Origin of the sequence: Mesorhizobium silamurunense, assembly GCF_014843825.1 — a bacterium.
GTDB classification, from domain to species: domain Bacteria; phylum Pseudomonadota; class Alphaproteobacteria; order Rhizobiales; family Rhizobiaceae; genus Mesorhizobium; species Mesorhizobium silamurunense.
This window is the reverse complement of sequence record NZ_JHQR01000346.1, coordinates 1-10,177: the sequence shown is the minus strand read 5'-3', so window position 1 is coordinate 10,177 and position 10,177 is coordinate 1. Positions and strand designations below refer to the sequence as shown.

Sequence of the window (10,177 nt, the reverse complement as noted above, 5' to 3'; positions counted from 1 at the left end):
CGGCGGCTCGGCGGGCGCCGGAGCCTTTTCGCCGCCGCTTCTGCCAAAAACATAATACGCAACAACGGCCAGGATAATGACAACAAGGGCGATCAACCACCCGCTGCCGCCACCACCCGACGAGGGAGGCGTGCTCGGAGGGGTGAAGGGGTCATTAGGGTTCGCCATGAAACGTGTCCTCCTTGGAATGAAAGGCTTCAATCAACAGCCATCAACGCGCGATTCCACAATCGGTTTCACGCGGGCGGGCGGAAAGCGCTGAAAAACCGGCATTTTCCGCTCCCCAGCCGCCAGACGACTCAGTTGACGGCGGTAACAATATACCCCGCCTTGCGGAAATCTTCGACCAGTCCGTCAGGGCCGGGCAGATGCAACGCGCCGACCGCCATGAAGGCGTTGCCCTTGGCCAGAATCGGCATGGCGTGGGCGACCATAACCTTGTTGCGGCTGGTGATCATGGTCTGCTCGAAGGCGGCATAGCCGGCCTGGTCGTCCGCGGCGTCGGGCAGCACGGTGCGGAACAGCGGCCAGAACATGCCGACCTCGCCGCGCTGGTAGAGGACGATCATGGTCTCGTTGACGTCGTTCACCCTGTCGCCGAGCTTCAGCGTCTCGACCAGCCCCTTCATGTGGTAGGCAAGCGGCAGCGAGGCCATGGCGCGCAACTGGTCGACGGCGGTTTCCAATCCCTCGACGTCCTTCCCGGACGCTTTGGCGTTCGAGGCCAGCTTGACGTCCAGCACCGGCGCGCCAGCGGCCTGGCGCGCCACCTCGCAGGCCGGCAGCGCCACCATGGCCGACAGGATCCACGGCTTCATCTTGGCGACCGTCAGGGGCGGGATGCCGCGTGCGTCGAGCCCCTTGTTCAGCACGGCCACGTCTTCTGGCGACAGCAGCGAGGACAGCGTCGTGTTGTCGGTGAACATCATCAGGCCAGGTTCGGCGGCCATGGCGGCCATCATCTTGGCCTTGTCGAGCGCGTCGGTGGTTTCGATGATGACGGTGTCGGCGCCGTCATAGGCTCTCTGCGCCATGGCCGGCAGCGTGATGACGCGCTGGTCGGTGATGTGCATGGTGCCGAACAGGAAGGACGGCCTTTCGCCCGGTTTCTCCAGCTTCCACAGCAGGCCCTTGCCGTTCGGAACGGCGGCGGCCTCGGTCTCAACCTTCTTGAAGGCGGCGGGATCGCTCTTTGAAAGACTTGCCAGCAGATCGCTGCCGCCACAGGCGGCCGCTTCGGCATGCGCCCTGCCGGCCAGCAGCACGACCACGAGGAACGAGGAAAAACAGCACGTTGAGCGCTGCGAGCAGTCTCAGCGAGACGAGAGCCGCGCGGTCGGCGATGGCGATGACGCGTTTCATGGTGAGCTTCTTAAGCGGAAAAAGCGGCAAAACGGTTAATCCGCGGGCCGAAATGTTTTCGACCGGCTCCGACTTCCCGGCGCAGACGTTTGACGGGCGGCCCGCACCATCTCCAACTCATGCAATCCGCCAGTAGTTTCGATGCTCCCTGCAGTCGGAGCGGTCCAACCCGTTGCTTGATTTAACGGGAGCGATTGCGCCGAAAACGCCAATCCCCTAGATCATGCGACCCGAAAGCGTCCGGCAGGGGACCCGCGTGATCATCGACAGTGCTGCCTTCGAGCGCTACCGGCGCTCGCCGAACGAGAAAACCACCCCGTTCTGGCTCCTGCTGGGAACGGCGATCGTCGTTTTCTTCTGGCTCGCCATGACGCTTGTCGTGCTCGTCGCCGGCACCATCGCCTTCATCGTCTTGCGCCTCCCCGGCCCGGCGACCGGACAGCCGATCCAGGATTTCCTTGCCTCGCCCGTCGGCATCCTCACCGCGCTGGCGTCTTTTGCCGGCATCTGGATCGGTCTCTGGGTGGCGATGCGCTTCGTGCATGGCGAGCCGCTCTCGGCGCTGATCGGCGCAGACCGCCGCATCTCGCGCGGCGGTTTCCTCAAAGGCCTCGCCGCGGTTCTGATCACCTCCTTGTTCTCGGAGGTCCTACTCTATTGGCTGCAGCCGGAGATCACCCGCGGATCAATCGCCTTCTCGTCCTGGCTGCTCTTCCTCGTGCCGATCGTGCCGCTCGCCTTCCTGCAGACCTCGTCGGAGGAGGCTCTGTTCCGCGGCTATCTGCTGCGCGGCCTTGCCAGCCGGTTTGGCAGCCCGCTGATCTGGGCCGCGCTGCCGGCGCTTCTCTTCGCCGCGCTGCATTGGAGCTCGGCCTCGTCGTTTGCCATCAATGCCTGTGTGCTGGTCTCGATCGCCACCTTCGCGCTGCTGCTGACGCTGCTGGTCTATGTGACCGGCAATTTGGGCGCTGCCTTCGGCGCCCATCTCGGCAACAACCTGACCGGCTTCCTGCTCATCTCGCACCAGCAGGGCTACAATTCCTTCGCCCTGTTCACCGCCAAGCCGCTCGAAGGCCCCGGCTGGACGAGTTGGGACGCTGTTCTCATCGCCGCGATCGGCATCGCGAGCACGCTGCTGACGATGCTCTTGCTTCTGCATCGCCGCTCGCCCCTGAAGGTCGGGCCGGAGGGACCATGATCCAAAAAGGCGGAAACCGGATTCTGGACCGGATCATGGCCAGGCAGAAAACCGGCGGGCTCACCTGATGCGCATCACGCTGGTGGCGGAACGCGCCATTCCCTGCAAAGGCTATGGCGGCACCGAGCGGCAGGTCGACTGGCTGGCAAAAGAGTTTTCGCGCCTCGGCCACAAGGTGGTCCTGATTGCCGGTCGCGGCTCTAGCCATCCGCTATGCGAAGTGCGGCAGGCGTCTTCGGCCGCCGAATGCCGCGCCGCAATCCCGGCCGACGCCGACATCGTGCATTTCAATGGCTGGTACATCGAGACAGCGCGCCCGGCGCTCTACACGATGCACGGCTTTGACCCGGAATTTACGAAAAAGAGGCAGAACTGGAACTTCGTCAGCGCCAGCCATGCGCGCAACCACGGACGGGAAACCTTCGTCTACAATGGCTTTCCGATCGACGCCTATCGCCTGTCCGCCGGCAAGACGAGCCGGCTGCTGTTCCTGGCCGGCATCGCCCGCGCCGGCAAGAACCTCAACCGGGCCGTCGATCTCGCCAGGGCCTTCGATTTCCAGCTCGACATCGCCGGCGGCTCGCGCTGGCAGCTTCTGCAACGAACGAAAGTCCGCCGCCAGGGCGTCTTCTTCAAGAGCCTCAGCCGCCGCTTCCGCTACCACGGCACCGTCGACGGCGAAGAGAAGCTGCGCCTGCTGGGTGGGGCCAGGGCCTTTCTCAACCCGATTGCCTGGGAAGAGCCGTTCGGCATGGCGCCGGTCGAGGCGATGCTGTGCGGCACGCCGGTGCTGACGACGCCGCGCGGCGCGCTGCCGGAAATCGTCGACGATGCCACCGGACGCCTCTTCGATACCGATGCGGAGTTCGAGCAAGCCTTGGCTGACATCGCCGCGCTTTCGCCCGAACCGTGCCGTGAATCCGCCGCCGATCGGTTTCCCATTGCCCGGACGGCACAAGGATATCTCGATCTCTATACGCGCATCCTGGATGGCGAGGCGCTGGCTTGAACCGGCTGCTGACGGCCGCCAACTTCAAGCGATTGCGCAGGGCTTATCACCCGACACCTTGACTCTCGGGTCGTTTTCCTGTCTAGACGCGCACGAATTCCGCGACGAGTACACCTCCGCGAAAGCCGACCAGGACGCCGACGCCTCTTTGAGGCAAGAGCTGTAAACCGATCCTGGAGGCCAACACCCGGCAGCGCGATGCGCCCCCGGGTGCTTTTTGGCTTTGTGCTTTTGCTTGGCGGCCCGGCGCGAACGCACTACCTCTCGGGCATCATTCGGATGCCAGGGAAAGGAAAAGAATGTTTGAATCCCTTCAGGAGCGCCTTGGCTCCATTCTGAACGGCCTGACCGGCCGCGGCGCGCTGTCCGAGGCGGATGTCTCGGCAGCGCTGCGCGAGGTGCGACGCGCGCTGCTCGAGGCGGACGTCGCGCTGGAGGTGGTGCGTTCCTTCACCGACAAGGTGCACGAGAAGGCGGTCGGCGCCGCGGTGCTGAAGTCGATCAAGCCCGGGCAGATGGTCGTTAAGATCGTCCATGACGAGCTGGTCGACATGCTCGGCGCCGAAGGCGTCGCCGTCGACCTCAACGCGCCGGCGCCCGTCGTCGTCATGATGGTCGGCTTGCAGGGTTCCGGCAAGACGACGACCTCGGCCAAGATCGCCAAGCGCCTGACCGAGCGGCAGAACAAGAAGGTCCTGATGGCCTCGCTCGACACGCGGCGCCCCGCCGCGCAGGAGCAGCTGCGCCAGCTCGGAGAGCAGGTGAAGGTGGCGACGCTGCCGATCATCGCCGGCCAGAGCCCGGTCGATATCGCCAAGCGTGCCGTGCACGCGGCCAGGCTCGGCGGCCATGACGTCGTTATCCTCGACACCGCCGGGCGCACCCATATCGACGAGCCGCTGATGGTCGAGATGGCCGACATCAAGAAGGTGTCCTCGCCGCACGAGATCCTGCTGGTCGCCGACTCGCTGACCGGCCAGGACGCCGTCAACCTCGCCAAGAGCTTCGACGAGCGCGTCGGCATTACCGGCCTGGTGCTCACCCGCATGGACGGCGACGGCCGCGGCGGCGCGGCGCTTTCGATGCGCGCCGTCACCGGCAAGCCGATCAAGCTGATCGGCACCGGCGAAAAGATGGACGGGCTGGAGGAATTCCATCCCAAGCGCATCGCCGACCGCATTCTCGGGATGGGCGACATCGTCAGCCTTGTCGAGAAGGCCGCCGAGACCATCGACGCCGAGCAGGCGGCGGCGATGGCCAAGAAGATGCAGTCGGGCAAGTTCGACCTGAATGACCTTGCCGCGCAGCTTCAGCAGATGTCGAAGATGGGCGGCATGGGCGGCATCATGGGAATGATGCCCGGCATGGGCAAGATGAAGGACCAGCTTGCCGCCGCCGGTTTCGACGACAAGATGTTCCGCCGCCAGCTCGCCATCATCTCCTCGATGACCAAGGCGGAGCGCTCCAACCCCGACATCCTGAAGCACTCGCGCAAGAAGCGTATCGCCGCCGGCTCCGGCACGGATGCTGCCGAGATCAACAAGCTATTGAAGATGCATCGCGGCATGGCCGACATGATGAAGGCGATGGGCGGCAAGGGCAAAGGCGGCGGCCTGATGCGCGGCATGATGGGCGGCCTTGCCTCGAAGATGGGCCTTGGCGGCATGATGCCGGGCGGCGGCATGCCGGACCTCTCCAAGATGGATCCCAAGCAGCTCGAGGCCCTGCAGAAGCAGGCCCAGGCTGCCGGCCTCGGCAAAGGCCTGCCGGGCGGGATGCCCGGCGGGCTTCCCGGTGGTGGGTTGCCGGGCCTGCCCGGCGGCATGAAGTTGCCGGGCCTTCCGAGCCTCGGCGGCGGTGGGCTGCCCGGCCTTGGGAAGAAGAAGTGAGGGGGCGATGAACGAGGAGAAGGACATGGCCGACGCACGCGCCGTTCTGGCGGGCTACCGCGCTTCGATCGACAATATCGACGCCGCCCTCATCCATATGCTGGCCGAGCGCTTCCGCTGCACCAAGGCGGTCGGCGTGCTCAAGGCCGAGCATGGCCTGCCGCCTGCTGATCCGGCGCGCGAGCAGCAGCAGATCGCCCGCCTTCGCCAACTGGCGAAGGATGCGAACCTCGATCCGGATTTCGCGGAGAAATTCTTGAACTTCGTCATCCGCGAAGTGATCCGGCATCACGAACAGATCGCCGCCAACAACGGCGCTGCCAAAGCCGGCTAATCAAGTGCATGTCGCCCAAAACTGCGCAGCGGTTTTGGGACAACGACTTGCACAAAGCCAAAAACCCGATCAACGAAATCAGAGCTTTTAGGAGATAAAGAATGGCACTGAAGATCAGACTGGCCCGCGCGGGCTCGAAGAAGCGCCCCTACTACCACGTCGTCGTCGCCGACGCCCGTTCGCCCCGCGACGGCCGTTTCATCGAGGCGCTCGGCTCGTGGAATCCGCTGCTGCCGAAGGACGGCGAGCGCGTCAAGGTCGACGCGGACCGCGTCAAGCATTGGCTCTCGCATGGCGCCCAGCCGACCGACCGCGTGCTGCGCTTCCTCGACGAGGCCGGCATCGCCAAGCGCGAAGCCCGCTCGAACCCGAAGAAGGCCGAGCCCGGCAAGAAGGCGCAGGAACGCGCCACCCTGCTGAAGAAGGCGCAGGAAGACGCCGCTGCTGCCGTTGCCGCGGCGACCGCCGCGCCGGCCGAGGCCGAAGCCGCGACCGCCGAGTAATCCCGGCCTTTCTTCGCCAATGCATGTCGCCCCAAAGCGCGCAGCGGTTTGGGAGAACGACATGCATCAAAACAAAGGCTTAAAGCGCGTCGCTTGAATCCGCTTCAGTGCGACGCGCATTAACGGAAACGGCGGGCCCTTGCCCGCCGTTTTTCTTTGGCCTGATGCCTCAATAGCCTTGCGGGCAGCGCGCGATGTAGACGCGCCCGTAGCGATCGCGGTACCGGCACTGGCCGCTTTCGCTGGCGTGGCCGATCAGTGCGCCTGCCACCGCGCCGACGGCGCCGCCGACAACCGCTCCCTGTACCGGATCGTTGGCAACGGCGGCGCCGACAGCCGCGCCGCCCAGGCCGCCGATCGCGGCGCCTTTCTCGGTTTGCGAACACGCGCCGAGCGCCGTCGCCAACACCAGAATGACCATCGCTTTCTTCATTGTGGTTCCTCTCTCACGCGGATCGCCGTCCTCGCCGCCATGTCTTTAACTCGCAGACGGCTAATTTGATCCCGAAGGCAATGAAGATTGCCGGCGCAACCTGCGCCGGCGGCCTTTTATATACTTGAAACTATTAGATTTTATCGTTCGGCGAAGCGCTTCAGATTGTCGAGTCCAGCCTCGAAATCCTTGCCGATCAGCGCATCGAAATTCATGAATAGGCTCATCAGCTTGGCGATGAACGGCCGGCCGCCCCGCATTGTCCAGGTGACGGACGTGTTCCCGCCAGACGGCGACAAGGTGAAGTCGACGCTATTGCTGGCCCGGAACGGCTTTTCGAAATCGAGCCTCAACGAGACCAGGGATGACGGCACCGAGTTGACGATCTCCATGCGGCCCTTTCCGGCCTTGCTGTTGCCCTCCCAGGCGTAGGCGGCGCCTTTGCCGTTTTCGGCGCCTGAAAGCGTGCGTTTCATGTTCGGATCGAGCTTTTCGAAGGGCGACCAGCTCGGCCAGTGCTTGAAGTCGTTGATCAGCGGGAAGATCGTCTCGGCCGGCGCCTTGATGCTGGCGGAACGGCTGACGACGAAATCGTTCGGCCGTGACGCGGCAAGGATGAGCACGGCGGCGATGATGACGACGAGGATGATAAGGATGGTGACAAGCATCTTTTCTCCTCCTCTTATCGGCCGAACGGGATCAGCGCGCGCACTCTGGCATCACGCAGATAGAGCCCGCCCCACAGGATAATCCCGAGATAGACGCCGAACAGCGTGTGCGAGAACAGCGGGTTGCCGATGCGCACATGCGTGGAAATGGCGCCGCCCATATAGGCGGTGAGCAGGATGGCGCCGAGCACCGAGGTGCGCGGCAGCGCATAGAGCGCTGTCGAGATCAGCCCGATGATGCCGAGCAGCCGCGCGATGTTTTGATCGGCCGGCCAGCCAAGCTGCGTCATCGTCTCGGTTACTATGGCGAGCGGCGGCAGCTTGATGACGCCGTCGAAGATCATGAACAGGACGACGATGGCGCTGAGCACCCGCCCGGTCCACAAGGCGCCGTACGAAACCGGCGCGGCTTCTGAAATGCTCATTGGTGTTCCCTCCTGATGACTAGGCTTGGCTGTTTTGCCGGGTTCGAGCCAAGGACGGGGGATCACGCGGCGATCCTACAGGGGTCGGTGCGCTTTTTTCAGAAACCGCCGTGGGGAAGCGGGCCGCGACGCTTACGAGAAATAGAATTTGTCGGCCGGGATCATCTTTGGCGGCGTCTCGCCCAACGCCTCGAACACGGAAATCTCGCAGACGCGGCAGAGGCCGTCCAGCGCGAGATCGTTGGGCTGAGTGCCGAACGGATCCTCGAGCTCCTCCGACAGCGCGTCGAGGCCGAAGAAGGTGTAGGCAATCAGCGCCGTGAACAGCGGCGTCGCCCAGCCCGTGGCCGAGGCCAGCCCGAACGGCAGGAGCAGGCAGAAGACATAGGCCGTCCGCTGCAGGAGCAGCGTATAGGCGAAGGGCAGCGGCGTGCCCATGATGCGCTCGCAGCCGGCCTGGGCGGCGGCGATCTCCGACAGCCGCTCGTCGAGGATGCGGTAGCCGATCGTATCGATCGCGCCGCTCTTGCGTAGGGCCGCGACGCGTGCGCCCATCCGGCGCACCATGGCGTCGGGAGCGTTGGCGGCCTTCGTCACGGACTCGGCCTCGTTGCCGATGAAGCCCCGCGCCTCCGGCACGGCGTCCACCCGCCGCAGCAGGCCGCGCAGGTAATGGCAGAAGGCGATAGCGTCCATCAGCAGGCCGCGCAGCTCGCTGCGGTCCTCGATCAGCCCGGTCGAGGCGCGCGCCAGGTTGCGGATGTCGAAGACGAGCTGGCCCCACAGCTTACGCGCCTCCCACCAGCGGTCATAGGCGGCGTTGTTGCGGAAGCCGAGATAGATCGACAACGCGACGCCAAGCAAAGCGAAGGGCGCGGTGCCGGCATTGCCGAAATCGAACTTGAGGGCACGCACGATCAGCACCACCAGCGCGCCATAGGCGGCAAAGCCGAATATCTGCGGCAGGATGCGCGGCACCACGGAGCCGCGCATGATGAAGAACAGGTGCAGGAATCCTGGGCGCGGGCGGACGATCATCGAAACCCCTCAAAAGCATTTCCAGGAAACTGCACAGACCGCGCAAGAACCTCCGAGGGCACCGCGCCAGAGCCGGACGGCCCCGATCCCGTATATTGTGCTATTCACCATCCGCGCAAGCTCGACGGGCCGCGACATCGCGATGTCGTTTGAGTAGAGAGGAATTACCGGCGCCCAGCCGCGGTTAGTTCCGAGGAGCAGCCACCATCGCAGCGCCAGGCTGCTGGCACACCGCCGAAGGAGACAAGATGACCGGCGAGACCAATCTGCAAAGACTGCTGGCGTCGATGACGCCGCAACTGCTGCCGCGCATCTATGTCTTCGCGACGGTGGCGCCGGGTGTGGCCATGCCGGACGGACTCGATCCGGTCATGCAATTTCGCGAGCGGGAAGGCCTGACGCTGATCGTGACCGAGGACGAGGCGAAATCAGCCGGCCTTGCCGGCACGTTCCGCTGCCGGATGATCACGCTCGACATCCATTCCTCGCTGGAGGCGGTCGGCTTCCTGGCCGCCATCACGGCACGGCTGGCGGCTGCCGGCATGGGTGTCAATCCGGTCTCGGCTTTCTACCACGACCATCTGTTCGTGCCGGCGGAGCGGGCGGAAGAGGCAATGAAGCTGTTGCGGGAATTAGCTAGGCAATCATTCGCGACTAAGGATTTACAGCGCGAAGAAGTCGAGGCCATCGCAAGCGGCCACATGGCATCAGAGCACGACGATCTCAATTCTGTGCTGGATCCCAGGTAGAGCCCGCTATCCCGGCCGCTGGACTAGCAGCTGCGGACATAGAGAATATCGGGCAGGCCTTCTTCGTTGGTCGTGCCGTCGCCGAAAGCTTCGGCGCGAAATCCGTGGAGTTCGTAAAAGCGGCGGGCGCCGGTGTTGGCCTGGAAGCAATGCAGCTTGATCGATGGCAAACCGGCGGTCGCCTCCATGAGCAGCCGGCTGCCGATGCCTTGTCCAGTCCAGGCGGGATCGAGATAGAGCTGCTCGACCCAATCGCCGCTGACGGCGATGAAGCCGACGATCCGCTCGCCGGCCTCGGCAACCGCCACCTGCTGCCCGGGCAGGACGATGTCGCGGATGAAGGCGAAATCCTCCTCCGGCGTGTGCACCACCGGCATCCATTCGAAGGAACTGAGCGACGCCCGCATCACCTTCGCGATGGCGCCGGCCTCCGAACGACGGGCCGAACGTAGAATGATGTCAGCAGGCTGAGCACCGGTCATGCGGCAAGCCCTTCTGAAGCGGGGTGGCCAGCAAACGGCGTTTCGCTTGGCGCCGTCTCACTCCGTCCAGCACCCCTCATCCGTCTC

The 10,177-nt window shown here is 64.5% G+C and carries 10 protein-coding genes and 2 pseudogenes; 6 read left to right on the top strand and 6 right to left on the bottom strand.

The genetic code is table 11. From position 1 onward, the window contains the following. Positions 1 to 299 precede the first annotated feature (299 nt). Positions 300 to 1,362: pseudogene (locus DH10_RS32170) on the bottom strand (TraB/GumN family protein). Positions 1,363 to 1,618: 256 nt separating this feature from the next. Between DH10_RS32170 and DH10_RS32165 the strand changes: the two are divergent. From DH10_RS32165 to rpsP, 5 genes are all read left to right on the top strand, one after another. Then, on the top strand, positions 1,619 to 2,560 hold the full coding sequence (locus DH10_RS32165) for a CPBP family glutamic-type intramembrane protease (RefSeq protein ID WP_192246384.1): 942 nt from the start codon (positions 1,619 to 1,621) through the stop codon (positions 2,558 to 2,560). Between the two features lie 67 nt (positions 2,561 to 2,627). After that, complete coding sequence (locus tag DH10_RS32160) at positions 2,628 to 3,569, top strand: glycosyltransferase (protein WP_192246382.1); 942 nt, start codon at positions 2,628 to 2,630, stop codon at positions 3,567 to 3,569. Between the two features lie 299 nt (positions 3,570 to 3,868). Continuing rightward, entirely contained in the window at positions 3,869 to 5,458 is a 1,590-nt protein-coding gene (gene ffh, locus DH10_RS32155; protein WP_192385750.1) for a signal recognition particle protein, read from the top strand. Positions 5,459 to 5,465: 7 nt separating this feature from the next. Then, a complete protein-coding gene (locus tag DH10_RS32150) occupies positions 5,466 to 5,792 on the top strand; it encodes a chorismate mutase (protein ID WP_192246378.1) in 327 nt (108 codons plus the stop codon). A 101-nt stretch (positions 5,793 to 5,893) separates the two neighbouring features. Then, positions 5,894 to 6,295: a 30S ribosomal protein S16 gene (gene rpsP, locus DH10_RS32145; protein WP_192246377.1), complete on the top strand. Its 402-nt coding sequence runs from the start codon at positions 5,894 to 5,896 to the stop codon at positions 6,293 to 6,295. Between the two features lie 169 nt (positions 6,296 to 6,464). On the opposite strand, the gene DH10_RS32140 is transcribed toward rpsP, so the two are convergent. The 4 genes from DH10_RS32140 to DH10_RS32125 all read right to left on the bottom strand — a co-directional run bounded on the left by DH10_RS32140 (position 6,465) and on the right by DH10_RS32125 (position 8,859). Next, positions 6,465 to 6,728, bottom strand: coding sequence for a YMGG-like glycine zipper-containing protein (locus DH10_RS32140; protein WP_192246375.1), 264 nt, complete (start codon positions 6,726 to 6,728; stop codon positions 6,465 to 6,467). 140 nt (positions 6,729 to 6,868) lie between these two features. Then, complete coding sequence (locus DH10_RS32135; protein WP_192246373.1) at positions 6,869 to 7,396, bottom strand: SRPBCC family protein; 528 nt, start codon at positions 7,394 to 7,396, stop codon at positions 6,869 to 6,871. A gap of 14 nt (positions 7,397 to 7,410) precedes the next feature. Next, positions 7,411 to 7,821, bottom strand: a complete 411-nt coding sequence (locus DH10_RS32130) for a DoxX family protein (protein ID WP_192246371.1) — start codon at positions 7,819 to 7,821, stop codon at positions 7,411 to 7,413. A 132-nt stretch (positions 7,822 to 7,953) separates the two neighbouring features. Further along, positions 7,954 to 8,859: a bestrophin family protein gene (locus tag DH10_RS32125; RefSeq protein ID WP_192246369.1), complete on the bottom strand. Its 906-nt coding sequence runs from the start codon at positions 8,857 to 8,859 to the stop codon at positions 7,954 to 7,956. A 248-nt stretch (positions 8,860 to 9,107) separates the two neighbouring features. Between DH10_RS32125 and DH10_RS32120 the strand changes: the two are divergent. After that, positions 9,108 to 9,506, top strand: a pseudogene (locus DH10_RS32120) (ACT domain-containing protein); the annotation flags it as partial. A 125-nt stretch (positions 9,507 to 9,631) separates the two neighbouring features. On the opposite strand, the gene DH10_RS32115 reads toward DH10_RS32120, so the two are convergent. After that, entirely contained in the window at positions 9,632 to 10,090 is a 459-nt protein-coding gene (locus DH10_RS32115; protein ID WP_192246365.1) for a GNAT family N-acetyltransferase, read from the bottom strand. Positions 10,091 to 10,177: the final 87 nt, after the last annotated feature.

Excerpts from the sequence above, each read along its gene's own strand:
- rpsP (WP_192246377.1), top strand. The coding sequence starts at position 5,894 with ATGGCACTGAAGATCAGACTGGCCCGCGCGGGCTCGAAGAAGCGCCCC.
- DH10_RS32125 (WP_192246369.1), bottom strand. The coding sequence starts at position 8,859 with ATGATCGTCCGCCCGCGCCCAGGATTCCTGCACCTGTTCTTCATCATG.
- DH10_RS32135 (WP_192246373.1), bottom strand. The coding sequence starts at position 7,396 with ATGCTTGTCACCATCCTTATCATCCTCGTCGTCATCATCGCCGCCGTG.
- ffh (WP_192385750.1), top strand. The coding sequence starts at position 3,869 with ATGTTTGAATCCCTTCAGGAGCGCCTTGGCTCCATTCTGAACGGCCTG.
- DH10_RS32160 (WP_192246382.1), top strand. The coding sequence starts at position 2,628 with ATGCGCATCACGCTGGTGGCGGAACGCGCCATTCCCTGCAAAGGCTAT.
- DH10_RS32150 (WP_192246378.1), top strand. The coding sequence starts at position 5,466 with ATGAACGAGGAGAAGGACATGGCCGACGCACGCGCCGTTCTGGCGGGC.
- DH10_RS32140 (WP_192246375.1), bottom strand. The coding sequence starts at position 6,728 with ATGAAGAAAGCGATGGTCATTCTGGTGTTGGCGACGGCGCTCGGCGCG.
- DH10_RS32115 (WP_192246365.1), bottom strand. The coding sequence starts at position 10,090 with ATGACCGGTGCTCAGCCTGCTGACATCATTCTACGTTCGGCCCGTCGT.
- DH10_RS32130 (WP_192246371.1), bottom strand. The coding sequence starts at position 7,821 with ATGAGCATTTCAGAAGCCGCGCCGGTTTCGTACGGCGCCTTGTGGACC.